This is a genomic window from Nereida ignava (genome assembly GCF_047114695.1).
GTDB classification, from domain to species: Bacteria; Pseudomonadota; Alphaproteobacteria; order Rhodobacterales; family Rhodobacteraceae; genus Nereida; species Nereida ignava.
Window position 1 is genome coordinate 1,218,296 of the sequence record NZ_CP112885.1, and the last position, 26,498, is coordinate 1,244,793.

Sequence of the window (26,498 nt, forward strand, 5' to 3'; positions counted from 1 at the left end):
GATACTCAGCGATAATGACAAGAGTGAGGCACTTCGATGACTGAACAAAGAACCGCTTTGGTAACTGGCTCGGCAGGCTTCATCGGCTTTCACCTGTGCCAAAGACTGCTGCGCGACGGGTTTCGCGTGATCGGTCTAGACGCCATGACTGATTACTATGACGTTGCCCTGAAAGAGCGCAGACATCAGATTTTACTGCAAAGCGAAGGGTTCACGGCCTGTGAAGACAGGCTTGAGGACCAGCAGGTGCTGCATACCCTTTTTGAAAAGTACCGCCCCGATGTGGTCGTGCATCTCGCTGCCCAAGCAGGGGTCCGCTATTCAATCGACAATCCGCGCAGCTACGTTCAGTCCAATCTAATCGGCACTCACGAGCTGTTGGAAGCGGGGCGCGCCTTTCCGCCAGCGCACATGCTGCTTGCCTCAACCAGTTCCGTCTACGGTGCCAACACACAAATGCCTTACGCCGAGACCGACAAGGCAGATACGCAGATGTCATTCTATGCGGCCACTAAAAAGGCAAACGAAGCGATGGCCCACAGCTACGCTCATCTTTTTGACCTGCCCATCACAATGTTCCGATTTTTCACTGTTTACGGTCCTTGGGGGCGGCCAGACATGGCATTGTACAAATTCACACGCAACATTTTGGCCGGTGAGCCGATTGATGTGTACAATCACGGCGAAATGAGCCGAGACTTCACCTATGTGAGCGATCTGGTCGAAGCGATCCGCTTACTTATTGAAGCAGCCCCTGAGCGTAGCAAAGATATCGCCCAAACTGACAGCCTGTCGCCAGTTGCGCCATGGCGGGCGGTAAATGTAGGCAACTCGGAGCCAGTCAAACTGATGGATTTCATAGCGGCCATTGAAAAAGCCACGGGAAAAACCGCAAAACTCAACATGATGGACATGCAGGCCGGCGACGTGCCGGCGACATGGGCAAACGCGCAATTGCTGAAAGACCTGACCGGATACCAACCTCAAACAAGCGTTGCGCAGGGCGTTGAGGAATTCGTGCGCTGGTACCGCGACTATTACCATACATGATGAGTAAAAATGGTGGCGTGGGGGAGACTTGAACTCCCGACCTATCGATTATGAGTCGATCGCTCTAACCAACTGAGCTACCGCGCCACTGGCGGCTGATTTATCGACGGCACCCCATGGCGTCAACCCGCAAACTCGTGCAAATTGCCTTCAACGAAGGGGATGACCATGATTTCTGAATTGCAAAGCATTGTTGGCGAAAATTATGTGACAACCGGCAAGGATTTGGCCGCCTATTCCAGCGACTGGGTCGGCTGGTATAGCTGGGAACCTCTTGCATTGGTCCGTCCTGCAAATACCGCAGAAGTTGCGGCACTGGTCAAATGGGCGAACGAAAACAAAACAGCAATCGTGCCCGTGAGTGGCAATACCGGCCTGAATGGTGGAACCCATGCTGAAGGGGCCGTGATGCTATCGCTCGACCGGCTCAACAAAATCCGCGAAATGCGGGCCGACGCACGGGTGGCAGTTGTTGAGGCTGGCGTGATAATGTCCCAACTGCATGATGCAGCAGACGCCTTGAACCTTGTGTTTCCAATGACGTTTGGAGCCAAAGGCAGCGCGATGATCGGCGGAATGCTATCGACCAACGCAGGCGGCTCAAACGTTTTGCGTTACGGCAACACCCGCGATCTTTGCCTTGGTCTTGAAGTGGTCACCCCCCAAGGCGAGATCATGGACCTGATGGGCGCGCTTCATAAAGACAACTCTGGTATCAACCTAAAGCATTTGATGATCGGTGCAGAAGGTACTCTTGGAATCATTACCGCCGCCGTTATGAAGCTGGCCCCGAAACCGTTAGCCTACGCCACAGCCATGCTGGCGGTGCCTAACCTTGATGATGCTTTGCGCCTTCTGAACAACCTTCAGCAGGCAACAGGCGGCGGTGTTGAAGCATTTGAATATATGACGCGCCCTTATGTTGAGGCGCACATGAAAAACCACGGGGGCGGTGAGCCATTCGATGCGCCACACCAGATCAATATCCTGTGCGAAGTAGGCGCTACAGCGCCGCGTGACGCAGACGTGCAGCCTGACGGGTCTGTTCCGATCACGTCCTATCTTGAGGATGTCTTGGGCCGAATGGTGGAAACCGGTCAGGTGTTGGATGCCGTAATTGCACAAAACGAAGCGCAACGCCGCCAGATGTGGGAGCGGCGCGAGGCAGCGGGCGAGGTTCTTCTCAGCCACAAACCACTGGTCAACACAGATGTTTCCGTCGCGCTTGACGATGTCAGCCGCTTTATCAGGCTCGCCGATGCGCGGATGCAGCAGATTGATCCCGGCGCACAACCCATGATCGTCTCACACTTGGGCGACGGTAATGTGCATTATGCAGTGTGGCCCACCACCCATGATGAGGCCGTGCATAAAGCCATGGTTGAGGCGATTGAGGATTGCGTCGTTGAAGTACAGGGCAGCTTTTCGGCCGAACATGGGATTGGGATCTCAAAGCTTGATACGATGTCGCGACGCAAAGACCCCGCGGCCCTTGCGATGATGCGCACCCTGAAAACGGCGCTCGACCCAAATAACATCCTCAACCCCGGCAAGGTGATTCCACCGGCGCCGGCGGATTAATTCAGCCAGCTGAAGAAGTCATCGTCCGCTTGACTGCGCAACTTACGGGCCATTTCAACGCCCAGCTTTGCGCCGTCAGCCACAGAACAGGTTTGCTCATCACTAAGCACTTCAGAACCATCAACGCGCAAAATTTCACCGCGCAAGGTCAGAGTATCGCCATCAATTGTGGCCAATCCGCCAATTGGCGTTTCGCAAGAGCCATCAAGAGCACCCAAAAAGGCGCGCTCTGCCGCAAGACGTTGGGTTGAGAGGGTATCGTTGATGGCGCTAAGCATCTCGCTGACACGATCATCACCCAAACGTTGTTCAATACCGATACAGCCCTGAGCCACCGCCGGCAGCATTTCTTCAGCCTCAATCGCGGTGCGGGGCACCTCGTCCATTGCCAACCTGTTCAACCCGGCCATGGCAAGGAAGGTTGCTTCAGCCACGCCGTCTTTCAACTTTTTCAATCGCGTTTGAACGTTTCCGCGAAATTCGACGATTTCCAGATCAGGACGATAATTCAAAAGCTGCGCTTTGCGCCGCAGGGATGATGTGCCAACCACAGCCCCCTCGCGCAGATCAGCAAGTTTGCCACCATCCAAAGAGACAAACGCATCACGCACATCTTCGCGGGGCAAATAAGTTGTCAGCGCAAGCCCGTCCGGCTGCGCAACGGGCATGTCTTTCATCGAGTGGACCGCAATATCAATGGCGCCAGACAGAAGATCGTCTTCAATCTCGCGGGTAAACAGACCCTTACCGCCGATTTCTTTCAAAGGCCGGTCCAAAATGCGGTCACCGGTTGTTTTGATCACAACAATCTCAAAAGCACCCTCAGGCAGATCAAAGGCCGTCATCAACCTTTGCCGGGTTTCATAAGCCTGCGCGAGCGCAAGCGGCGAACCACGAGTGCCGATTTTCAGCGGTGCATCGAGAGAAGGTAGAGTCATAATTTACATTGTCCACTTTTGTTGACACAATAGGTGTCTATAAGTTGAGTGGCCATTCCTCAACCCCGAGAACCTTAACTGGCCACATTCAAAAAGCAAAATATCTTTTCGCAAGAAAAGTCCCGTGATACCAAGCGTCTAGTTCGGCGCGCCCGAAGCAAGGAAATTCCGATGAAGGACAGCATCACCATGACAAAGCCAAAGAAATTGCTGCAAAGCCTTGCGGGCGAAACGCTTGAGACGCCTCCGATCTGGATGATGCGCCAAGCAGGGCGCTACCTACCAGAGTATCGCGCCACCCGTGCACAGGCCGGTGATTTTCTATCACTTTGCTACAATCCGGAATTAGCCGCAGAAGTAACGCTTCAGCCAATACGCCGCTACGGCTTTGATGCTGCGATTCTTTTCGCCGACATTTTGCTAATTCCCGAAGCACTTGGCGCTGATCTTTGGTTTGTCACCGGCGAAGGCCCCCGCCTTTCCACCATCACAACCGACGCGGACTTTGCCAAAATCAAAAGCGCGGATGATGTTCATGATCACCTTGCGCCAATTTACGAGACCGTAAAGATTCTTGCACGTGAACTGCCGGAAGAGACTGCGCTGATCGGCTTTGCGGGCGCGCCTTGGACCGTTGCCACATATATGATCGCAGGTCGCGGCACCCCTGACCAAGGGCCAGCACATCAGCTGATTGCTGAGAACCGCCCGCTGTTTGAAGCGCTGATTGACCGTCTGACGGACGCAACCATCGCGTATCTGTCGATGCAAATCGAAGCCGGTGCAGAAGTTGTGAAACTGTTCGACAGCTGGGCAGGCTCGCTTAAGGGTGACGACTTCCAGAAGTACGCCCTTGCCCCCGCAATCAAGATCATCACAGCGCTCAAGGCAAAACACCCCACCACACCGATCATCGCCTTCCCTCGCGAAGCAGGTGATGGGTACATCGGCTTTGCAAAAGCAACGGGCGCAGACTGTGTCGCCCTCGATAACTCCGTCAGTGCCGAGTGGGCCGCGCGCAATGTGCAAGTTGATGGCTGCGTTCAGGGTAACCTCGCCTCAAGCCATATGGTTACCGGCGGCCAAGCACTTGTTGATGAAACACGCGCCATCGTTGATGCCTTCAAGGGTGGGCCACATATTTTCAATCTTGGTCACGGCATCACACCGGATGCTGATCCCGAAAACGTACAACTGATGATCGACACAGTTCGCGAAAAACGCAGCTAACCAGTTTCATTAGATTAACAAAAAGGCCGCGCATTCATTTGCGCGGCCTTTTGTATTTTGTGAACTTACAAGCGGTGGACCGACGTCTAGATCCACTTCGCCAAAGGCGGCAGAGACATCAACACCGCGTTGGCGTCGTGACCTGTCTCAAGACCAAACTTAGTGCCGCGATCATACACAAGATTGTATTCCGCATAGAGCCCACGGTGAATGAGTTGCGCGTCTTTATCGGCCTCATTGAAATCTGCTGTACGGCGCTTTTCAACAAGCGGCACATAAGCGGGCAAAAAGGCACGACCGATGTCTTGGGTCAAAGCAAAATCTGCCTCCCAGTCACCCGTGTTGTGATCATCCATGAAAATACCGCCAACGCCGCGGGCACGATGGCGGTGCGGGATGTAGAAATACTCATCAGCCCACTCTTTTAGGCGCGGATACAAATCCGCACCATGTGGGGCCAAATGTTGTTCTTGGGTCGCGTGAAAATGCGCCGTGTCTTCATCAAACTCAAGACAAGGATTCAGGTCAGACCCGCCCCCAAACCACCACGCATGAGGCGTCCAAAACATCCGTGTGTTCATGTGAACTGCGGGTGCTTGCGGGTTGCGCATGTGTGCCACAAGGCTAATCCCGCTGGCCCAGAACCGCGGATCACCCGCCATACCGGGAATCCCCTTGCGCGCAGCCATCGCGGCCTGTGCGCGTGGAGCCAACGTGCCGAAAACCGTACTGACGTTTACACCCACTTTTTCAAATACGCGCCCACCGCGCATAACGCTCATCAGGCCACCACCTGCATCGGAACCGTCATCAGATGCCCGTGTTGTTTCCGTTACTTCAAACGAACCGGGCGCCATATCTGAGAACGGCCCTATTGTGTGTGACGCCTCAAGGTCTTCAAACGCTGCAACGATTTGATCACGTAACTCACGAAACCACGCTGCGGCGAGCGCCTTGCGGCTGTCAAAATCTTCGGTCATGCAAACTGTCCTCTTTAGTTGACACTTTACTAGCATGTGTTTTGCGACTTGCCTAGATTTGGGCCGCTCTTCGCAACATCGTTTTATGATATGTTTGGCAGAACTAGTGGGCTGGCGCGCGCGCTGCATCAACAAGCGACCGGCCACCATCAACCGTAATCACTTCACCCGTCACAAAGCTTGAAGCATCTGAGGCCAAATATTGCACCGCGTCAGCCACCTCGGACGGTCCGGCGATCCGGTGCAGGGGTGTGTGTTCTTTGATGTCTTCGCGGTATTCTTCATTGTCTTTCAGCGTGTCTTTGAGGCTGGCCGACATAACTGAACCGAAAGCAACTGCATTGACGCGAATGCGGTGCGGCGCCAATGCAACCGCCATAGAACGTGTCATTTGGTTCAACGCGGCAGAACTCACGGAATAGGCAAGCAATTCGGGCTGGGTGCGATTTGCCGCAATTGAGCTTAGGTTTACGATGGAGCCCGCAGGCGCATCTTCCGCCGCAGTTTCGGCCTGTTTCATCATGCGCTTCGAAATAGCCTGAGTAAGGCGAAGCGAGGTCATCAGGTTTTGCTGCAACAGTGTTTCAACTTGATCGGCTGCGGGGTCAAACGGATCAGACTCAAGGACCTGACGTGAGCCGTTCACCAAAATATCGACCTGATCGAAGTGATCCAACGTAGCAGACAACAGGTTCGCAATTGTCAGCTTTTCGCGCAGATCACCCGAGAACGTGATGAACTTCGGCTCCGCGCTATCGTCCGCACCCACCTCGGCAACCAGCTTTTCCTCGTTCATATCCGCGAATACGACATTGGCGCCCATGGACAGAAAGTGGCGACCAATCGCAAGGCCAACCCCGTTGGCAGCACCGGTCACAATAGCAGTTTTGCCCGCAATGGAAAAAGACATCGGATGCTTCCTAACTTGGTTTACCGGCGGCGGCGCGGCTTGCGGGCGTGTAGCACTTTGAAGCTTGCGTCGCCTGCAATTTCTTTGACATCCGCAAACAGCTCAGACAGCGTCCCTTCATAGGGCAGATGCCTGTTCGCAACGATCCACATTTGCCCACCGGGGTGCAACACCGATGCACCAGCCGCAAGAAATGCGCGACCGATTGCCGGATCTGCAGTGCGTGATGTATGAAACGGTGGATTGGAAATTACTGCATCGTACAGCGCTTTTTCCGGCTTAAACCGCGTTGCATCCGCCCAATGCAAATGCGCGCGCTCATCAGTAACATTATGAGCAGCGCATAAATGTGCTGCGTGGTCAGCCTCAACCATATCAAGGTGAGCGACATTATCACGCTTCAAAATCTGCGCCGACAACCAACCCCAGCCAGAGCCCATGTCCATAATTTTGGCAGGCAATTTCGCAGGTAAAGCCGCAGCAAGTGCTGCACTGCCTTTATCAACCCCGCCTGCAGAAAAGACACCGACACTGGTTTTAAAGCCATCAGGCCCATCCTGCATCGGATCATCTATTGCCCACGCGCCAAGGTCTGCACCCGCTGAAATTGTGAAAGCTTTGCCATGCTGTTTGGAAAATGCGGACGTAACATCGCACATCTTTCGAAGATCGCGAAAAACGCTCTCAACGCCCTCAACTTTCAGGCCATCAACACTGACTGCCCCGTCAGTTCGTGCGGCCGCATCGGCGAGCCGCACGCGGATCGCATCTTTGGCGCGCGGTAGAAACACAATGCTGTGGGCAAACCTGCCCTCAGGCAGAGGGCTAACGGTGTATCCGCGCGTAGCCCACGCATCATGGTCGGGCTTGAACGGCTGAATAATGAAAACGCGGTCCTGAGGAAGCGCAGTTAAGTCTGCATCCGCGGATGGGCCCCAAACCGCGATTGTGCCCTCATCGGGCAGCGGTACGAAGCCCGCGTCTATGGCAAGTGAAAGTCGTGACATCAGGAGTGCGGCCGGAGCCTATTCCTTTTCCATTGTGCATTGCAGCGGGTGCTGGTGACGCTGCGCGAATTCCATCACATGCGTCACTTTTGTTTCCGCCACCTCGTGACTGAAAACACCCACAACAGCCAGCCCTTTTTTGTGGACGGTCAACATCAATTCAAACGCTTGTGCGTGGTTGAGGCCAAAAAACCGTTCAAGCACATGCACAACAAATTCCATTGGTGTGAAGTCATCATTGAGGATCATCACTTTGTACATCGGTGGCCGCTTCGTCTTTTCACGCGGCTTCGTTGCCAACCCGATGTCGCTATCTGGGCTGTCAGGTTCGTCGTTTGAAAGGTGCCAATTCGCCATCATTACTTTGAAATCCCATGGGCCGTGGTGCGACACACTATATAAAGCCACTGCGCCGTATGAAAAGGGGGCAATCCAAAGCACAGGGCATATACAATAATTTGCCCATCAAAGTAGACCTACATGCACAAGGCTCATGTAGGCGGTGCAGTCAAACACACTACCAAATATTGAGAAACACCTATCGAAAGATAGCAAAACCTATTGAAAATAAGGGGGTTTTCGGATTCACCAAAAAATGGTAACCAGTTAACAATAAAAAGATCAGTCGGAAAACCGGCGATCAGAGGCAGAGTTTGGCAAGGCAGGTTCCCAGTGTTTTACACCTTTGGGCGCGTTTCGCGTATGTTCGTTTTCACACTTGCGTTGGTATGTGTGATGTTAACCCCCGGAATGGGCGTAACAGCCCCTTATGCGGCAATGGTCATTGACGCACGGTCCGGTGAGGTCCTCCACTCACGCAACGCTGACACTCGCCTTCATCCTGCATCTCTTACAAAAATGATGACGCTTTATGTGGCGTTCGAAGCTGTCCGCAAAGGTGAGATTAGCCTTGATACGCGCGTAAAAATATCGCGCAAAGCCGCCGCAGAGCCCCCCTCAAAGATCGGCCTTAAGTCGGGTCAGCGCATTCAATTCCGCTACCTCATCCGCGCGGCAGCCGTGAAGTCAGCCAATGACGCTGCCACTGCAATCGGCGAGGCTATCTCAGGCTCGGAAGCTGCGTTTGCGCGCCGCATGACACGCACAGCCAAAGCCTTGGGCATGTCGAAAACCACATTCAAGAACGCGCACGGATTGACCGAAAGCGGTCACATGTCGACGGCGCGAGACATGACCACAATGGGCCGGCGACTGTTTTATGACTATCCGCAGTACTACAACCTCTTCTCACGCATCACGACAGACGCTGGTATTCGCAAGGTCTCAAACACCAACCGTCGCCTACTTGGCAACTACCGCGGCGCAGATGGCATCAAAACCGGCTACACCCGCGCGGCAGGCTTCAACTTGGTGGCAAGTGCTGAACGTGGCAACGAGCGTATCATTGCAACTGTGTTTGGCGGTCGCTCAACCGCAACGCGCAATGCACGCGTCGCCGAATTGCTGGACATGGGCTTTCGCCGCGCACCTACCAATGCGCCCGTTCGAAAACCGGCGCTGCCAAACTACGTGGCGAGTCTCACTGACGATGATGCGGAGCTAAAAGGCAAGACGATCCGCCTGCAAACGGCCGTTAAGAAAAGCCTGCGTCCCGTTGCGCGCAAAGGCGGAGCTAAGCCTGATCAAGAGATGTTGCTGGCCTTGGCGACCACCGTTGAGCAAGCAGTTGCCCAAGCCGTCGACACCAGCGCCAGCGTAAACGTGCAAACCTCACAGCCCATATTGTTGGCGACTGCGACCTCACCCAAACCGCGTGTCAGACCCACTGTGGCGCAACCGAGTGTTGTGACGCGCATTTCAAATTCGGGCGGCACGCGTGACTACGGGATCAATGTCGGCAAGTTCGGCACCAAATACAAAGCGGAACAAGTGTTGTTGCGCACCGCGTTGATGGAAATGAACACGCTTGACGGCTCTCTGCGCAAAGTGATCCGCCGCAGCAATGGGTTTAATGCAAATTTCCTCGGGCTTAACCAACAAACCGCGGCACTTGCGTGTCGGCGTCTACGGGCGCGCAATGTTGATTGCGAAATTGTCGGCCCAAGCTGACCGAATAAAGCCGCGGATTTAGACCCCCGCGCCAGCAGCGGCCTCCAGATCAAACGCAGCAGCCATAAGCGCCTTGGTATATTCTGATTGTGGGTCATCAAAAACCTGATCGCGCGGCCCCGCCTCAACCACGTCACCGCGCTTCATGACCATCACCTGATGCGATAGCGCGCGGACTACCTTCAAATCATGCGAAATGAAGATATAGGCCAAGCCGTACTTGGCTTGCAGGCCGCGCAGAAGCTCAACGATTTGCACCTGCACAGTCATATCAAGCGCAGACGTAGGCTCGTCCAGAATAACAAGTTTGGGACGTAAAATCATCGCCCGTGCAATGGCAATCCGCTGACGCTGGCCGCCCGAAAACTCATGGGGGTATCTATCCATGGTTGCCGGATCCAGCCCGACCTCAGTCATGATTTCGGCGACCATGTCGCGCTTGTTGCGACCCGCTTCAACACCGTGAACCCCGAGGCCCTCCGCGATGATCTGTTCAACAGACATCCGTGGGCTCAAACTTCCATAGGGGTCTTGAAAGACAATCTGCATATCGCGGCGCAATGCGCGCAGCTGACGCTTTTGTAGCTTTGAAATCTCGCGGCCCAAAAAGGCGATACGCCCCTCTGACTTGATCAGCCGCATCATCGCCAACGCCAATGTCGTTTTTCCAGAACCAGACTCGCCAACAATTCCAACCGTCTCACCTGCGCGAACCGATAGTGTTGCAGCGTTCACAGCTTTGACATGCCCCACGGTTCGCCGAAGCAAACCGCGTTCGATTGGAAACCAAATCTTGAGGTTGTCCGTCGTCGCGACCACTGGCGCATCCACGGGTACGGGATCAGGCACGCCAACGGATTCGGCACTAAGTAGTGTTTGCGTATAAGGATGCTGCGGGGCGCCAAAAATATCTGCGGTCGGCCCATGTTCAACGATTTCACCGTCTTTCATAACACAGACACGGTCCGCAAATTTCCGCACAATTGACAGATCATGCGTGATGAAAAGCATCGACATGCCAAGATCCCGCTTCAGCTCGGCGAGCAGCTCAAGAACCTGCGCTTGGATCGTTACATCAAGGGCCGTGGTCGGTTCATCCGCGATCAAAAGCTCCGGCCCATTTGCCAGCGCCATTGCGATCATCACACGCTGACGCTGCCCACCGGACAGTTGGTGGGGATAGCTCGACAACCGGCGTTCCGCGTCGTGGATACCAACACGCTCCAACAGTTCAACCACGCGGGCGCGCGCTGCAACACCCCGCAATCCTTGGTGCAACTCAATTGACTCCGTTAGCTGTTTTTCAAGCGTATGAAGCGGGTTTAGCGATGTCATCGGCTCTTGAAAAATGAAGCTGATATCATTGCCACGCACTTTACGCAGGGCCTTTTCATCAGCTCCCACCATTTGCTGACCGTTATACGTAACGGAGCCTTCGATGTGCGCGTTGCGCCCAAGTAGGTTCACAGTAGAAAGCGCCGTGACCGATTTCCCAGATCCGGATTCCCCCACCAATGCAACGGTCTCGCCTTTGCCGACAGCAAAGCTGACACCGCGCACCGCAAGCGCAGATTTACCGTCCTGCTGAAAGGACACCCGAAGGTTTTCTACGTTCAAAACGCTCATGCAAAAGTCTTTCTGGGATCAAAGGCATCGCGGACACCCTCAAAAATGAACACCAGCAACGACAGCATGATAGCGAAGGTGAAAAAGTTGGTAAACGCGAGCCACGGTGCAAAGAGATTACGCTTTGCCTGCAGTGTCATCTCGCCCAATGACGGCGCAGACGCTGGCAAGCCGTATCCCAAAAAGTCGAGCGTTGCCAAACCACCGATCGTGCCTGTGATAATAAAAGGCATCATGGTGAGCGTTGCGATCATCGCGTTGGGAAGCATGTGCCGGAACATGATGGTCCAGTTCGACACACCCAAGGCTTGCGCCGCGCGGACATATTCAAAATTGCGCGCGCGCAAAAACTCGGCACGCACCAGTCCAACAAGCGCAGGCCAGCCAAACAAAATCACCAAGAAAATCAGCATTCCAATGCTACGGCCAAAAATAGCGAACATAATAATGATGACGTAAAGCGACGGCGTAGCGCCCCAAATCTCAAGCACACGCTGGAATGTCAGATCCAGCCACCCGCCAAAGAAACCCTGCACGGCACCAGCGATAATGCCGATCGCGCTTGCCACAGTAACCACGGCGATTGTGAACAAAATAGACAGGCGGAACCCATAGATCGTGCGCGCTAGAACGTCTCTGGTTCCCTCGTCGGTGCCTAACCAATGGTTGGCGTCAGGGGCAGACGGTGCAGGGCCGTCAAGCGTGTTTGGCGTGTCATAGCTGTAGGGAATAATGGGCCAGATCATCCAGCCTTTCTCAAAATCAGGATCAGAGAATGTACCGTTTTCGATCTCTGACATAATCTCAACTGGCGTGTCGAAACAGTCGATGACGCCACCGGAAATAATGAGGCATTTCACCTCATCGTCTCGGTAAATAGCTTCAGTTTTGAAATCCCCGCCAAACTGGGTTTCGGGATAAAAGTTGAAAACAGGCGTGTAATAATCACCGCGGTAATTCACCAAAATCGGCTTATCGTTTGCCAAAAATTCCGCAAAAAGCGACAGCACGAACAGCACCGTAAAAATAACTAGCGAGTAAAAGGCGCGCCTGTTGTTACGGAAATTGCGCCAGCGACGTTTGTTCAGCGGGCTCATGTCTTGCGGCTTTCAAAATCGATGCGCGGATCAACCAGCACGTACATCAAATCTGAAATGATCCCCATCAAAAGGCCCACAAGACCAAAGACAAACAACGTGCCGAAAATCACTGGATAGTCACGCGCAACAGCGGCCTCGAAGCCTAATCGACCAAGCCCATCGAGGGAGAAAATGACCTCGATGATAAGTGACGAGCCAAAGAAAATACTGATGAACGCAGCGGGGAAACCTGCGATCACAATAAGCATCGCGTTACGGAACACATGGCCGTAAAGGACGCGCGCCTCTGACAAACCTTTGGCCTTTGCAGTGGTAACATATTGCTTGTTGATCTCATCCATAAAGCTGTTTTTGGTCAACAGCGTCAGGGTCGCAAAACTTGCAATTGTGGTGGCGATTACTGGCAAGGTGATGTGCCAAAGGTAATCTTTGATTTGCTCCAGCAACGTCATGTCGGCAAACCCTTCGGAAGTCAGGCCCCGCAGAGGGAAAATGCGGTAGTATGAGCCACCTGCGAACAAGACCAACAGCAAAATCGCAAACAAAAAGCCGGGGATGGAATAGGCCACAATGATCGCGCCTGAGGTCCATGTATCAAACGGCGTTCCGTCGCGAACCGCCTTGCGAATACCCAACGGAATCGAGACCACATAAGCGATCAGCGTTGACCAAAGCCCAAGGGTTATCGACACCGGCAGCTTTTCCATCACCAACTCGAAAACGCCAATTGATCGGAAGAAACTCTCGCCAAAGTCAAGGCGCATATAGTTCCACATCATAATCATGAAACGCTCAACCGGCGGCTTATCTAGGCCAAACTGCTGCTCCAGTTCCGCGATGAATTTGGGGTCAAGGCCCCGTGCGCCTTGGTAGGTGTCATCTGCCTCAACGGAGGCACCGCTATCGCCACCGGCACCAGTAATGCCGCCCAGAACATCCCCCTCGCCTTCAATTTCGGCGATGATTTGTTCCACGGGGCCGCCGGGCACAAACTGCACCAACGCAAAGTTAATCACCATCACCCCGAGTAACGTGGGGATGATCAAAAGCAATCGTCTTAGGATATATGCGCCCATGCTGCTGCGTCTGCTTTCGTCTTAGTTCTGAAACGCACCGACGGCTTCCAGTTCCGCCGCACGTTCGGCGTTGAACCACCAGAAGTCCAGATGACCAAGCGCCAGCGGGGGTAAAATATCTTCCGGCGGATGTTCAAACATATCGTAATACGCCACCCAATGTTTGTCGTTGTACCAAGTGGGGATGATGAACAATTCATCGCGCATGACACGATCAAGGGCACGTGCAGTGGCAACAAATTCCTCTTGGGTTTTGCTGAGTAACATCTTCTCCATGATCGCGTCAGCCGCCTCATTGGCAAAGCCTGCAGGGTTAAACAGGCTTACCGCCGCATCTTCGGACCCAAAACGCTGAGTGTAACCCAACCCCGGACCATAGCCCGTGACATAACTACCGTAGATCATGTCGTAGTCGCGATCACGACGGCGCGCCGTAAATTGCGCGGGGTCAACGCGCTCGTAATTAGCATCGACGCCGAGCCGCTTCAGGTTTTCGATGAAGGGCAACATGATGCGATCAAAGCTGGGATTACCTTCCAGCAGTGTGAGGGACAAACGCTCGCCGTCTTTGACCAACATGCCACTATCATCCACGACATAACCGGCCTCCTCCATCAGCTTTGACGCCGCTCTGAGGTTGCGACGATCAAGCTGCCGCTCGCTGGACGTGTGCGGTAGGAAGGCGGGCGTTGTCAGAAGTGACGGATCAATCAGATCACCAAGTGATCGCAACACCTCAAGCTCACGCCCCTCAGGAAGACCACGTGCAGCCATATCGGTATTTTGCCAAAAGCTCTCGCGCTGTGCAAAAAGCCCGTATTGCAGCGTCTCATTGGTCCAAGTGAAGTTGTACATCAGCGCAATCGCCTGACGCACACGCTTGTCTTGGAAGGCGTCTTTGCCGAGGTTAAATACGAAACCGGACGATGTCGGCAGCGCCGTGTTCGGAAGTTCCTTTTTTACAACCCAGTTTTTATCAAGCGCCGGAAAGTCATAAGACGTACCCCAGTTTTTTGAGCTGGTTTCTTGGCGGAAAGAAAATGCCCCTGACTTAAAGCCTTCAAACGCGGCGGCCGCGTCACCGAAATATTCAATACGAATGCGGTCAAAATTGTGGCGGCCTTTATTGAGCGGCAGATCATTGCCCCAATAATCGGGATTGCGCACATAAGTCACTTGGCGCGGGGCGTCAGCACTCTCAAACATATAGGGACCGCTACCCAGAATGGGGGTCATCGTGCTTTCATCGATCCGTAGATTTTCCGCTTCAAAATAATGTTGCGGTAGCACGGCGTTGGTGCCCATTTGACTGATCAGCCCTTCACGCGGCACCTCTGGGTTGAAGGTATATTTCACAGACAAGGGGCCAACTTTCTCAACGCGGCTCACCATGCGGGCAAGCGCATCGCGGTAAGATGGGAACGCCTGCTCCATTAGCAAATTCCAAGTAAATACCGCATCATCCGCGGTCACGGGCTCACCGTCAGAAAACCGCGCCTCGGGGCGGATGTGGAAAACGACCCAGTCTTGGCTTTCCGGATATTCCAACCGCTCCGCGAGCAAGCCGTAGTCTGTGTTTGGATCATCAAGCGACGTTTCCATGAAACGCTCAATCATCACCGATGAAAGGGACGCCGGATCACCTTTGCGCGAAAAAGGCATCAGACTGTTAAATGTGCCCACCGCCGCGAACGAAATTTCACCGCCCTTTGGCGCATCAGGGTTCACATAATCAAAATGCGCAAAATCAACGGGATATTTCGGACTACCGAGTGTGGTGAATGTCTGCGCAACAATAACGCTGTCGTCAGCCCGAAGCGCTCCCACACAAGCTATCAAGGTTCCCACGCTCAGCACCGATATCGCTACAAACTGGGCAAATCGGTTCGGACGGTTCACGGCAATCGCGCGGCTACGGCTTGGTGTGGTTTTCATGGGTCCCTCAAAACTGATCAACGTCTTAGGTTAGATGTGAAGCTAAGGTCGCATTTGTCCAATGTTCAAGGGAATTATGCCGTAGCTAGCAGATATGTGAGGTTTCGTTCACGCAAACAAAAACGGCGCAGAGTTCATCCCTACGCCGCTTTGTATCTGTTAGACTTAATTGAAGGCGCGTTTATTCGCCGTTCGTCTGCAAGTAGGCGATCAAAGATGCGCGGTCTTCGATTTTTGACATACCGCGATAGCCCATGATTGTGCCAGGTGCATAGTTCTTGGGGCTTTCCAGGAAGCCGCTCAGGTTCTCTGGCGTCCAGTCGCCTTCCATACTGGCCAATACGCCTGAGTAACCGAAACCATCTACAGAGCCTTTGTCGCGACCAACTACATTATACAAATGCGGGCCAGTACCGTTGGCACCGTCTGCTTGCTTGTGACACGCGCTGCACTGACGCCACAATTTCTTACCTTTGTCGATGTCCGCTGCTGCAAATGCTTCGTCAAAGGAGACTTCTACAACTTCAACTTCTGCTTCGTCTGATTCGACTTCAATCGCGTAAGCTTGCTGCTCATCGCCGTGCTTACCACCGGTGTGGTACATTTCCTCAGCCACCCAAGAGCCAAGCAAAAAAACCAATAGGGAGCCGCACAGCCCGCCCAATACTTTCGTAAATGTCATCGTGTCCATTTTGTCGCGTCCGTCATTTGGCTTTACAATTGGTCCCTATATGCCCTTCCCTGCAAAAAGAGCAAGGTGTAGCAACCGCGACGAAACGCCCTTTTTTAGGGATTACACCAAGGACTTCGCGAAATGAGCAGTCAAAAGCCCAAAATTATCGCCTTTCAGGGAGAACTGGGCGCCTACTCTCATGAAGCCTGCGCAGTTGCCCGCCCAGACCATACCCCACTTCCCTGTCGTACGTTTGAGGATGTGATCAAAGCTGTCCGTGAGGGGCGCGCGGATCTGGCGATGCTGCCAGTTGAAAATACTACCTACGGGCGCGTTGCAGACATGCACAGGCTTCTGCCCGCATCGGGCCTGCACATCATTGACGAGGCATTCGTGCGCGTTCGCATCGCGCTTATGGCTCCAAAGGGCACCGTGCTAAGCGATATCAAGCTTGTCCGTGCGCACCCTGTTTTGATCCCCCAATGTCGCAGTTTCCTCATGCAGAACGGCATCGCAGATGAAACCGCAGTAGACAGTGCGGGTGCAGCCGCCGATCTAGCGCGCACCCCAGAGCAAGGCATCGGTGCTTTGGCATCAGAGCTGGCCGCTGAACAATATGACCTTACCGTGCTGGCCCGCGATATTGAGGACGAAGACACAAACACGACCCGCTTTTTGATCATGTCCCGCAAGATGGATCAAAGTCGGCGCGGCGACGGCGTTATGATGACCAGCTTTGTTTTCCGCGTTCGCAACATTCCTGCGGCCCTATACAAAGCCATGGGCGGGTTTGCGACGAACGGCATCAACATGACCAAGCTGGAAAGCTACATGGTAAACGGCGAATTTACCGCAACCCAGTTTTACGCCGACATTGAAGGCCATCCAGATGATCAGAACGTCCAACTGGCGATGGATGAGTTGGGCCACTTCACCGATCAAATCACCTTACTTGGTGTCTATCCCGCCGACGCCCGCCGCAACAGCTAGGCGCAGGCTTAACTACCAGAGTAGGCGTCTTCGATGGTTTCTGCCCAGTCAGACACCCGATTGGCAAACCGCTTTTGTGCCCGCTGTCTGGCAAGCTTGAACGATTGCAGCAAAACCCGCGCGGTCAGGGTCTTTGCCTTAGCATTTGTGCTGACCACCATCCGCGTGCGGCTGCGTGACAGCGCGACCAACTCCACACTGAAGCTAAATTCCATGCCTTTGATGCGCGCTTCATAGCCCAGCTTTTCATCAGTCACATACTCAACCAATGTGCCCTTCAGCTTGCGGTCTTTGCCCCGCAAGCGAAATTCAGCAGTCCACGTGGTGCCAACGCCGATCTGACCACTGCGCGTCACTTTCGCCCCACGGCGTAAGGCGAGCCGCTCAAGATTGTCGTAATCCGTAAGCCGCGCAAATACAAAAGACGCGGGCGCAGATATATCTTCTTGTGTGCTCAACATCACCGCAAACCTTACTCTTTAAGCATTATCAGGCAGTGTTTTGTGCCACCGCCTGATTAACAATTCGTGCACTCAGTCTAATGTATCCGCCAGCCAATTCTCCAGCAAAAAGTGCGCAATTGCCCCTTTGCGCGCAGGATCAATATCAGCGTGACGGCCCGCAAAGACCTCGGCCAGCTCTTCACGGGTCACCCAACGTGCGGCTTCAATCTCAACCGGATCAATCGTGATGTCTGTGCTTGTAGCTTTGCCATGTGCGCCAAACATCAAAGACGCAGGAAAGGGCCAAGGCTGGGACGCTAAATACTCAACCTCACCAACGCGAACACCAGATTCCTCAAAGACCTCACGGCGCACGGCCGCTTCCAATGTTTCACCGGGTTCAACGAAACCCGCCAACAAAGAATACATTCGTTCAGGCCAATGGGGCGAGCGGCCAAGCAGTACCGAGTTACCACGCGTAATCAACATAATGACCACAGGATCGGTGCGCGGAAAATGATGAGCTTGGCAGGCGTCACAATTACGCTGCCAACCGCCCGAAGCCATCACGGATGCATGCCCGCATTTGGCACAAAACTGATGCGAAGCATGCCACGTAAATACTGCCCGTGCAGTTGCCGTAATCTCGGCGTCCAGCGGTGATAGTCGCAACATTGCACCACGCAACTCGCAAAATGCAGCCCCCTCTGGTGCATTGGGCGGGACTTGTTCTGACGGGTCAACGAACTGGTTGAGCGTGCTCAAATCCGCATCCTCCGGCTCCCAGCCCGAGACATCAGCCGCAAACAGCATCCTGCCATCAGCACCTTGCCCAAGAAAAACCGGCGCTTCGCGTTGCAGCGCAATTAACGGATGCTCAGCACTTACCCAAGCAATGCCCTCAGACACCAAAAGCGGCTTTCCCCGCCAGATCAACAGCACATGATTACTTTGCTGAAACGCCTCAGAAAGCACCCCGGCATTGCGGCGCAGTTCTGCGCGCCGTTCAAGCCCACCACCGCCAAATGTCACTGTCTCAGCATGGCGCATCGCCTGCCCTCCCCAAAAATAGTAGGTTACGTCAGCCCTCGGGCTGGCCTACCATGGCATCATATTAGTCTTCACACACCGCCTAATGAGAAGCCATCGTGAGCGCCAGAGCCTCAAATTCGACAACGCTTGTTGTCCTTGCAACGTCCGACCTCCACGGCGCCCTCACGCCAAAGGATAGCGCGCAAGGCAGCTTAGCAAACCTGTCATCGGTAATTGCAGACGAGCGGGCCAAAGCAGCGGTATCGGACGATCAAGTTTTATTGCTTGATAATGGCGATGCATTGCAAGGCAGCGATGTGATGGATTGGTGCGCCACCCTGGTTGGCTTGCGTGCCGAGCATCCTGTCATAGTCGCTTTTGCCGAGCTGAAATACGATGCGATCACCCTTGGCAACCACGAGTTTGACTACGGCATGACCGCACTAAGCCAGCGTATCGGTGAGGCGACGCAGCCGGTAGTTTCATGCAATATTGCCGGTGTTGATCAAGTTGTGCCTTGGACGATCCTTAAGCGCGATGTGACATTGTCGAGCGGCGCGACCGAGGAGCTACGCATCGGCATCACAGGAGTTTGCCCACCGGAAACCGGCCAATGGAACGCCGCACGCCTACCGGAAACAGTTCAGTTCACACCGATTATGCCAGCCTTGGAGCGAAGTTGCGCAGAACTGCGTACCGCCGGTGCAGATGTGGTGATATGTCTTGCACACATTGGTATCACTGCAGACGACACACCCTGCGTTCGGCCCGACGGCTCACACGCCAACAAGAACGACACGACCCTTAAAGTGCTATCGATGAGTCCCCTTGATGCCGTTATTTTGGGCCACACCCATGTCTCGTTCCAAACAGATGCAAACGCCAAAATTCCCGCCGTGCTACCCGCTGCCCACGGTGCTGAACTTGGCAAGCTGACCCTTGAACTGAGCCATGACGGAAAGCGCTGGCAGGTGGTTGGTACAAGGGCCACGGCCCTACCCGCAGCAGCGCAGCAGCAAAAGCTTACAACACCTGCACTAATCAATGCGCGACAGCAGGCCCAAGACTGGCTGGATGAACCCATCGGACAGAGCGAGATCAGCTTTAACAGCGCCCTCGCGCTGACCATGCCTACATCGCTTAGTAATCTTTTGGGGGATGCGTTGATCGCTGCTGCGGCACCCTTTGGCAAAGGTTTTCCGGTTTTAGCAACAGTGCCAATGCTGCGAACTGGCGGTCGTACGAACGCGCTGAACTACACCCATATCGCAGCAGGCACTTTGCGCAGGCGCGATCTTATCGCCGCTTATCCGTTCCAAAGCAGCCTTCAATTAGTGCAGACAACTGCGCATGCCCTGCGCGATGATTTGCGAAAAGGCGCGCGCATCTACGGCAATCTGACCCAGCCAACGCAGCTATTCAACACAGACGTTCCACGGTTCACGGTTAACATTGTTCACGGCGCTACCTACCAAATTCACCTTGATGCCGCGCCAGATGCAACCAACCGTGTGAGCCCGCTCAAAATCCAAGGCATCACGCTTGCAAATGATACGCCACTTTTGGTGGCAACCGATGACTACCGCGTACAGACAGGCCAAATCACGGGAACAGTTTGTGAAGGGCCTGAGATGTCGCTGAGACAAACGCTTGAGGCATACTTGACGCACACCACACCTACGCAAGCATCGCACGGCGGTCTGCGGCCTGAGGCGTGGCATTTAGAAGCCGCTAAGGGATCAAACGCCACGTTCAACGCACCACGGGACACGCCCTTGCCCGCGAACATCCGTCCTGCGGCCTTTCAAAGCGAAACACACCCCCAACTCATCACTCTTGAGATGATGTTCTAAGCACCACTTGCACAAAATCGCCTTGCCCCCTATATCGGCCTTGAGAGGTTGGCGCGGGCAAGTGCCTCGCCAACCTGGTCAGGTCCGGAAGGAAGCAGCCACAACGAGCCCCACTTGGGTCGATGTCCAACCTCTCACCTTATCTCCTTTACAGTGCGAATTGATCCCTGATGGCTTAGCCCAAATGATGCGGATTCCCCTGTGGACGTTGCCAGCCCACACCACTAGTCTGAAACAGTCTATCCATGAGGCTTTGATGACTGACAAACCCGCCTATCAGGTGCTTGCGCGTAAATACCGCCCCGAAACCTTTGCCGACCTTGTTGGCCAAGACGCGATGGTGCGCACGCTCAAAAACGCGTTTGAGGCTGACAGGATCGCGCAGGCCTTCGTGATGACGGGTATTCGCGGCACGGGTAAAACCACCACCGCACGGATTATCGCCAAGGGCATGAACTGCATCGGCACTGATGGCACCAGCGGCCCCACAACCGAGCCATGCGGCGCGTGCGAGCACTGCACAGCGATCATGGAGGGCCGCCACGTTGACGTCATGGAGATGGACGCCGCCTCACGTACTGGCGTCAATGACATCCGTGAAATCATCGAATCTGTCGCCTACCGCGCCGCTTCTGCGCGCTACAAAATATATATCATCGATGAGGTGCACATGCTTAGTACCTCAGCGTTCAACGCCCTGCTGAAAACGCTCGAAGAACCGCCTGCACATGTCAAATTTATTTTTGCCACGACGGAGATCCGCAAAGTCCCAGTCACGGTGTTGTCACGGTGCCAGCGGTTTGACCTGCGCCGCATTGAGCCCGAAGTGCAAATTGCACTGCTGCGCAAAATCGCCACTGGCGAAGGCGCTGAAATTACCGATGATGCGCTGGCCCTGATCACCCGGGCGGCTGAAGGCTCTGCACGGGACGCCACATCACTATTGGACCAAGCCATCAGCCACGGCGCCGGCGAAACCACCGCCGATCAGGTGCGCGCAATGCTTGGCCTTGCGGACCGTGGGCGCGTTTTGGACCTGTTTGACATGATCCTCAAAGGTGATGCGGCGGGTGCCTTATCCGAAATTTCATCACAATACGCAGACGGCGCGGACCCTATGGCGGTTTTGCGCGATTTAGCGGAAATCACCCACTGGACGAGCGTCGTTAAGATCACACCAGACGCTGCAGAGGATCCCACGATCGGCCCAGATGAGCGTGCGCGCGGCCAAGCAATGGCAGCGGCCTTACCGATGCGGGTGCTTACGCGGATGTGGCAGATGCTGCTGAAAGCAATTGAAGAAGTCTCGCAGGCGCCGAACGCGATGATGGCGGCAGAAATGGTAATCATTCGCCTGACACACGTGGCAGACCTTCCTGCGCCAGATGACTTGGTACGCAAACTAAAAGATATGACGCCCCCACCTGCAGCCCCCCAAAGCGGCGGCAACGGACCAGCTAGCGGCGGTGCGCAGATGTCGGGCGGAGCAAATACATCGGCGGTTAGCCACGCTACATCCTCAGCCGCACAAATGGGCGGCACCACCGCAGGCGCAACAGCATTAGCCGTTGATCAAGGTCTTGCACGGTTTGCGACGTTTGAAACCGTTGTTGAACTGATCCGGACCCACCGCGATGTTAAGTTGCTGGTGGATGTGGAAAATTGCGTGCGCCTGATCTCATATCAACCGGGGCGCATCACCTTTGCGCCGACCCCGAATGCACCCGCAGATCTGGCCCAGAAACTCGGTAGCCGTTTACAGGCGTGGACCGGCAACAGATGGGCCATTTCAATCGAAGCAGAGGGCGGCACGGAAACGATCGCTGAAAAGCGTGACGCTGCGGACCTTGCGCTGAAAGCAGAAGCCTCGGCGCACCCGCTTGTCCAAGCGGTTTTTGATGCATTCCCAGACGCGAAAATCGTTAACATCAAAACCATGAAAGATCTCGAAACCACCGTCGCCGGTGAAGCACTGGCAGAAGTTGAGGACGAATGGGACCCCTTCGACGAGGACTGATCAGCACTGCAATCTTATTCGGAACAGCACCTCTGGCCGCTTACGCGCAGACCAGCGTGTGCAGCAGTTTGCGACCCAACTGGGAAGCGGGCACCACGGCTACCGCAGTGGATGAGTTGGTAGCCCTTATGTCCACGCCCCCTTCGCTTATCTTGCTTGTGGCGACAGCATTGGTGGTCAGGTTGCGTCACCAGTGGGGCGCACTGGTTGTTGTGTTGGCGTGGACTGCTTGGATGTCGACGCTCACGCTCGGAACGCCCGCGCCACTAACCCTGCAAGCCATGGCGGAAGGCTGCATCGGCAGCTCTTCTCTGTTTATCACCACGGTCATCGCGCTATGTGTCGCGACGATCCTTTACACAACACGCGGGGCCAAAACGCCCCCAACCACGGAGAAATAAAGATGTTCAAAGGCATGGGCGATATGGCCAAAATGATGAAGGCCGCCAAAGATATGCAATCCAAAATGGCCGAGATGCAGGACGACCTTGAGAACGTCACTGTAACGGGCGAAAGCGGTGCGGGTTTGGTCAAAGCGACCGCGACTGCCAAAGGCATTTTGACAGGCCTCGACATTGATCCATCCATCTTTCATCCGGATGAAAAAGAAGTGGTTGAGGACCTGATCCTTGCAGCCATCAAAGACGCACAAGCAAAAGCCGCGCAGAAGTCCCAAGAAGAAATGGGCAAGCTGACAGAAGGCCTTGGCCTGCCTGCTGACATGAAGCTGCCGTTCTAAACCCCGCTATGGCCCATTCCACGGATCTTGAAACACTCATCGATATGATGGCCAAACTTCCAGGGTTGGGCCCACGCTCTGCGCGCCGTGCTGTTCTGCATCTGATCAAGAAGAAGTCTCTGCTGCTCAGCCCGCTGGCGGATGTCATGCAAACGGTCGCTGCAACTGCGCGGGAATGTCTAAATTGCGGAAACGTCGGGACGACGGATCTGTGTGAGATTTGCGAGAGTGAAAAACGCGCAAACGGCCAAATTTGCGTAGTTGAGGACGTGGCAGATTTGTGGGCTATGGAACGCTCGCGGGTTTTCAAAGGCCGCTATCACGTGTTGGGCGGCACACTCAGCGCGCTTGACGCCATTGGGCCCGATGAGTTGCGCATCCCACGCTTACTAGACCGTATCCGAGCCGAAGAAATCAGCGAAGTCATTCTGGCCCTCAACGCCACAATCGACGGGCAAACGACGGCGCATTATATCGCTGATCAATTGCCTGATCTTGAAGTCACTTCATTGGCCCAAGGTGTCCCGATTGGTGGTGAGTTGGACTATCTGGATGACGGCACGATCAGCGCGGCGCTCAACGCCCGCAAATCTTTCTGAGGCCCTACGGCAGACACAAATGAAAAACGGCGACGCCTTTCCTCAAGGCGCCGCCGTTTATTATTTTTTCTGAGCAAACGCTTATCTTACGCGTTGTCGTCCTCGTCAGCATCAGCTTCTGCATCAGGTGCTGGTGACTTGAACAAACTCTCCGCATCATACTGCGGCTCTGCTTCTTCGGGCTCAGGCGTGCTGTCACCAAGCGTGAAGGCCTCAAGACCAGCAATAGAGCTTGGCATCTTGGGCTCTTCGACACCCAAAGACTGCTCGGTGCTTACCAACTTACGGCGCTCATCATCAGACATGACACCGCCTTCTTTGGCCTTTTTCGCATTTGCCTTTTGAACAGCTGTGTCCAATTCAGACTGCTTACACAGACCAAGCGCTACTGGATCAATCGGCTGAATGTTTTGGATGTTCCAGTGGGTGCGCTCACGGATCGCTTGGATCGTTGGCTTGGTTGTGCCGACCAGTTTGCCAATCTGACCATCAGACAGCTCTGGGTGGAACTTAACCAACCAGTAGATCGACGCAGGACGGTCCTGACGCTTTGACAGTGGTGTGTAGCGGGGACCACGGCGCTTTTCTTCACCCACAGCAGCCTGGTAGAACTTCAGCTTGAGTGAGTGTAGCGGGTTCTTTTCCGCTGCTTCAATCTCTTCGGCTGTAAGCTGGTTATTGGCGACGGGGTCAAACCCCTTCACGCCAGCCGCAACATCCCCATCAGCAATACCTTGGACTTCCAACTCATGCAGGCCACAGAAATCTGCGATCTGCTTGAAGGTCATCGTGGTGTTGTCACACAGCCAAACAGCTGTTGCTTTTGCCATAATCGGTTTGCCAGACATAAGATGTCTCCTTTCATTAAACGTGCCTTCCCCGCGACCTTAAATCGGTCTGCCCTCGTTCGGGCGGGTTCACATTGTCGGGGAACTTGCATGACCGTATAAGGACACCAGTACGGTTTGGGAAGTGTAAACATGCGCTGGTTATTTGCTCTACTGATATCAAGCTCAATCGCCCAAGCGGCGGGCGAGAAATCCGGTGATTTTGATTACTACGTGCTGGCCTTGTCATGGTCGCCTACGTGGTGCGCCCTTGAGGGTGACGCGCGAGGCTCAGCGCAATGCGCAGATGACGCAAATTTTGGGTGGGTTCTGCACGGGCTTTGGCCGCAATACAACAAAGGCTGGCCGTCTTACTGCCCCACCCCAAAGCGTGCCGCATCCCGCGCACAAACAGCCAAAATGGCTGATATCATGGGCACAGCGGGTTCCGCTTGGCATCAATGGAAGAAACACGGCACCTGTTCAGGGCTGTCTGCGGCGCGCTATTTTGGCACCGCCCGCACAGCCTACGGGCAGATCAACCGGCCCGAAGTTTTCCGCAAACTAGACCGTGCTGTTGAGGTCCCAGCACAAGTGATAGAAGAGGCTTTCATAAAGGCGAACCCAACGTTGGCGCCCGATATGATCACAGTCACCTGCAAATCTGCGCGCATCCAAGAAGTGCGCGTTTGCCTGTCAAAGGATCTGACGCCAGTCACGTGCGGTTCAGACGTGCGGCGTGATTGTACATTGGACGATGCTCTTTTGGACCCAATCCGTTAAGCCATTGCAGACGCGGCACGGACACTTGTGGCACTCGCCACCCAAAAGGCTGGCCTAGCCACTCACTTTTAGAACTATTTTACCAATGTGTTCGCTGCTTTCCATACGTGCGTGGGCCTTGGCCGCGTCTGTAAGGGCGTACTCGCTGTCCATCACCACTTTCACACGGCCTGCTTCAAGTATGGGCCACACTGTATCACGCAGCTCTGTTGCGATCCGCGCTTTAGCCAAATCAGACTGTGGGCGCAGCGTTGATCCCGTGATCGACAGCCGCCGCATCATCACGTGAGCGAAGTTCAAAGCCACTTTTGGGCCCTGTAAAAAGGCAATCTGAATAAGCCGCCCATCATCTGCCAAGGCACTGATATTGCGCGGGATGTAATCACCACCAACCATATCAAGGATCATATCGGCGCGGCCGTTTTCTTTAAGGATGGCCACGAAGTCTTCGTCCCGGTAATTGATCGCCCGCTCGGCCCCAAGACCTTCGCACACGGCGCATTTTTCTGCCGTTCCAGCAGTTGCAAAAACCCGCGCACCCGCGGCATTGGCAAGCTGAATGGCCGTCGTACCAATGCCACTTGACCCACCATGAATAAGCACCCGCTCACCCGCCTTAAGCCCGCCGCGCATGAACATATTGGACCAAACGGTAAAGTAGTTTTCGGGCAGACAGGCCGCCTGCATTAACTCAATGCCGACAGGAACGGGCAGGCAATGCGCCGCGGGTGTCGCCACAAATTCCGCATAACCACCACCGGGCAACAACGCGCAGACCAACTCACCAACGGCAGGCCATACAACGCCGGCACCAACCTCAACAACCTCGCCAGACGCTTCAAGTCCCGGCAGATCGCTAGCACCTTTTGGTGGCGCATAAGACCCCGCACGCTGCAGCGCATCAGGCCGGTTTACCCCCGCATAGGCAACTTTGATCACTACCTCACCGTGTCCCGCGCGCGGCACAGGACGCTCGCATAGCTGCAACACTTCTGGGCCGCCCGCTTGGGTAATCTCAACTGCCTTCATCATCCGCGGA

At 54.6% G+C, this 26,498-nt stretch carries 25 protein-coding genes, 1 tRNA gene and 1 other RNA gene; 12 read left to right on the plus strand and 15 right to left on the minus strand.

Features of this window, described 5'->3' with window-relative positions; translation table 11 throughout:
• Positions 1-36 precede the first annotated feature (36 nt).
• Complete coding sequence (locus OLX08_RS06005; protein WP_391483143.1) at positions 37-1,050, plus strand: GDP-mannose 4,6-dehydratase; 1,014 nt, start codon at positions 37-39, stop codon at positions 1,048-1,050.
• A 10-nt stretch (positions 1,051-1,060) separates the two neighbouring features.
• Here the strand turns inward: OLX08_RS06005 and OLX08_RS06010 are convergent.
• A tRNA-Met gene (locus tag OLX08_RS06010) sits at positions 1,061-1,137 on the minus strand.
• 75 nt (positions 1,138-1,212) lie between these two features.
• Between OLX08_RS06010 and OLX08_RS06015 the strand changes: the two genes are divergently transcribed.
• Complete coding sequence (locus tag OLX08_RS06015; protein ID WP_391483144.1) at positions 1,213-2,631, plus strand: FAD-binding oxidoreductase; 1,419 nt, start codon at positions 1,213-1,215, stop codon at positions 2,629-2,631.
• On the opposite strand, the gene hemC is transcribed toward OLX08_RS06015, so the two are convergent.
• Complete coding sequence (gene hemC / locus OLX08_RS06020) at positions 2,628-3,569, minus strand: hydroxymethylbilane synthase (RefSeq protein WP_048598900.1); 942 nt, start codon at positions 3,567-3,569, stop codon at positions 2,628-2,630. The genes OLX08_RS06015 and hemC overlap by 4 nt on opposite strands.
• Before the next feature lie 189 nt (positions 3,570-3,758).
• On the opposite strand from hemC, the gene hemE reads away from it, so the two are divergent.
• Positions 3,759-4,799, plus strand: a complete 1,041-nt coding sequence (hemE, locus tag OLX08_RS06025; protein WP_391483179.1) for a uroporphyrinogen decarboxylase — start codon at positions 3,759-3,761, stop codon at positions 4,797-4,799.
• 86 nt (positions 4,800-4,885) lie between these two features.
• Here hemE and hemF read toward each other — a convergent pair whose 3' ends face one another.
• From hemF to clpS, 4 genes are all read right to left on the minus strand, one after another.
• A complete protein-coding gene (hemF, locus tag OLX08_RS06030; protein WP_391483145.1) occupies positions 4,886-5,779 on the minus strand; it encodes an oxygen-dependent coproporphyrinogen oxidase in 894 nt (297 codons plus the stop codon).
• Positions 5,780-5,882: 103 nt separating this feature from the next.
• Complete coding sequence (locus tag OLX08_RS06035; RefSeq protein WP_048598898.1) at positions 5,883-6,689, minus strand: SDR family NAD(P)-dependent oxidoreductase; 807 nt, start codon at positions 6,687-6,689, stop codon at positions 5,883-5,885.
• 20 nt (positions 6,690-6,709) lie between these two features.
• Positions 6,710-7,696 carry a class I SAM-dependent methyltransferase gene (locus OLX08_RS06040; RefSeq protein ID WP_391483146.1) on the minus strand — a complete coding sequence of 329 codons (987 nt, stop codon included), beginning with the start codon at positions 7,694-7,696 and terminating at the stop codon, positions 6,710-6,712.
• Between the two features lie 18 nt (positions 7,697-7,714).
• Complete coding sequence (clpS, locus tag OLX08_RS06045) at positions 7,715-8,056, minus strand: ATP-dependent Clp protease adapter ClpS (protein WP_391483181.1); 342 nt, start codon at positions 8,054-8,056, stop codon at positions 7,715-7,717.
• A 342-nt stretch (positions 8,057-8,398) separates the two neighbouring features.
• Between clpS and OLX08_RS06050 the strand changes: the two genes are divergently transcribed.
• Positions 8,399-9,766, plus strand: coding sequence for a D-alanyl-D-alanine carboxypeptidase family protein (locus OLX08_RS06050; protein WP_391483147.1), 1,368 nt, complete (start codon positions 8,399-8,401; stop codon positions 9,764-9,766).
• A gap of 18 nt (positions 9,767-9,784) precedes the next feature.
• Here OLX08_RS06050 and OLX08_RS06055 read toward each other — a convergent pair whose 3' ends face one another.
• From OLX08_RS06055 to OLX08_RS06075, 5 genes are all read right to left on the minus strand, one after another.
• Positions 9,785-11,392, minus strand: coding sequence for an ABC transporter ATP-binding protein (locus tag OLX08_RS06055; protein WP_391483148.1), 1,608 nt, complete (start codon positions 11,390-11,392; stop codon positions 9,785-9,787).
• A complete protein-coding gene (locus OLX08_RS06060; RefSeq protein ID WP_391483149.1) occupies positions 11,389-12,489 on the minus strand; it encodes an ABC transporter permease in 1,101 nt (366 codons plus the stop codon). Before OLX08_RS06060 ends, OLX08_RS06055 begins: the two co-directional genes overlap by 4 nt.
• On the minus strand, positions 12,486-13,568 hold the full coding sequence (locus OLX08_RS06065) for a microcin C ABC transporter permease YejB (RefSeq protein ID WP_048598893.1): 1,083 nt from the start codon (positions 13,566-13,568) through the stop codon (positions 12,486-12,488). Before OLX08_RS06065 ends, OLX08_RS06060 begins: the two co-directional genes overlap by 4 nt.
• 21 nt (positions 13,569-13,589) lie before the next feature.
• On the minus strand, positions 13,590-15,503 hold the full coding sequence (locus OLX08_RS06070; RefSeq protein ID WP_391483150.1) for an extracellular solute-binding protein: 1,914 nt from the start codon (positions 15,501-15,503) through the stop codon (positions 13,590-13,592).
• A 181-nt stretch (positions 15,504-15,684) separates the two neighbouring features.
• Positions 15,685-16,194: a c-type cytochrome gene (locus tag OLX08_RS06075; protein ID WP_391480383.1), complete on the minus strand. Its 510-nt coding sequence runs from the start codon at positions 16,192-16,194 to the stop codon at positions 15,685-15,687.
• Positions 16,195-16,317: 123 nt separating this feature from the next.
• On the opposite strand from OLX08_RS06075, the gene OLX08_RS06080 reads away from it, so the two are divergent.
• Complete coding sequence (locus OLX08_RS06080; protein ID WP_391480385.1) at positions 16,318-17,166, plus strand: prephenate dehydratase; 849 nt, start codon at positions 16,318-16,320, stop codon at positions 17,164-17,166.
• An 8-nt stretch (positions 17,167-17,174) separates the two neighbouring features.
• Here OLX08_RS06080 and OLX08_RS06085 read toward each other — a convergent pair whose 3' ends face one another.
• Both OLX08_RS06085 and nudC read right to left on the minus strand, forming a co-directional pair.
• The gene (locus tag OLX08_RS06085) at positions 17,175-17,627 is read right to left on the minus strand and encodes an SRPBCC family protein (protein WP_391480386.1); all 453 of its coding nucleotides are present in this window, start codon (positions 17,625-17,627) and stop codon (positions 17,175-17,177) included.
• A 72-nt stretch (positions 17,628-17,699) separates the two neighbouring features.
• Entirely contained in the window at positions 17,700-18,659 is a 960-nt protein-coding gene (gene nudC, locus OLX08_RS06090) for an NAD(+) diphosphatase (protein WP_391480388.1), read from the minus strand.
• Positions 18,660-18,757: 98 nt separating this feature from the next.
• On the opposite strand from nudC, the gene OLX08_RS06095 reads away from it, so the two are divergent.
• The 6 genes from OLX08_RS06095 (at position 18,758) to recR (ending at position 23,849) form a co-directional block, all read left to right on the plus strand.
• Entirely contained in the window at positions 18,758-20,494 is a 1,737-nt protein-coding gene (locus tag OLX08_RS06095) for a bifunctional metallophosphatase/5'-nucleotidase (protein ID WP_391480389.1), read from the plus strand.
• A gap of 41 nt (positions 20,495-20,535) precedes the next feature.
• Positions 20,536-20,634: signal recognition particle sRNA small type (gene ffs / locus OLX08_RS06100), an RNA gene on the plus strand.
• A gap of 47 nt (positions 20,635-20,681) precedes the next feature.
• The gene (locus tag OLX08_RS06105; protein ID WP_391483183.1) at positions 20,682-22,511 is read left to right on the plus strand and encodes a DNA polymerase III subunit gamma/tau; all 1,830 of its coding nucleotides are present in this window, start codon (positions 20,682-20,684) and stop codon (positions 22,509-22,511) included.
• Positions 22,487-22,912, plus strand: coding sequence for a hypothetical protein (locus tag OLX08_RS06110; protein ID WP_391480391.1), 426 nt, complete (start codon positions 22,487-22,489; stop codon positions 22,910-22,912). Before OLX08_RS06105 ends, OLX08_RS06110 begins: the two co-directional genes overlap by 25 nt.
• A gap of 2 nt (positions 22,913-22,914) precedes the next feature.
• Positions 22,915-23,250 (plus strand): YbaB/EbfC family nucleoid-associated protein, encoded by a 336-nt coding sequence (locus OLX08_RS06115; protein WP_048598884.1) that lies wholly within the window; start codon positions 22,915-22,917, stop codon positions 23,248-23,250.
• Between the two features lie 8 nt (positions 23,251-23,258).
• The gene (gene recR, locus OLX08_RS06120; RefSeq protein WP_391480393.1) at positions 23,259-23,849 is read left to right on the plus strand and encodes a recombination mediator RecR; all 591 of its coding nucleotides are present in this window, start codon (positions 23,259-23,261) and stop codon (positions 23,847-23,849) included.
• Between the two features lie 86 nt (positions 23,850-23,935).
• On the opposite strand, the gene OLX08_RS06125 is transcribed toward recR, so the two are convergent.
• The gene (locus tag OLX08_RS06125; protein ID WP_048598882.1) at positions 23,936-24,697 is read right to left on the minus strand and encodes a DUF1013 domain-containing protein; all 762 of its coding nucleotides are present in this window, start codon (positions 24,695-24,697) and stop codon (positions 23,936-23,938) included.
• Positions 24,698-24,829: 132 nt separating this feature from the next.
• Between OLX08_RS06125 and OLX08_RS06130 the strand changes: the two genes are divergently transcribed.
• Positions 24,830-25,459, plus strand: a complete 630-nt coding sequence (locus OLX08_RS06130; protein WP_391480394.1) for a ribonuclease T2 family protein — start codon at positions 24,830-24,832, stop codon at positions 25,457-25,459.
• A gap of 54 nt (positions 25,460-25,513) precedes the next feature.
• On the opposite strand, the gene OLX08_RS06135 is transcribed toward OLX08_RS06130, so the two are convergent.
• On the minus strand, positions 25,514-26,488 hold the full coding sequence (locus OLX08_RS06135) for an NAD(P)H-quinone oxidoreductase (RefSeq protein ID WP_391483184.1): 975 nt from the start codon (positions 26,486-26,488) through the stop codon (positions 25,514-25,516).
• Positions 26,489-26,498: the final 10 nt, after the last annotated feature.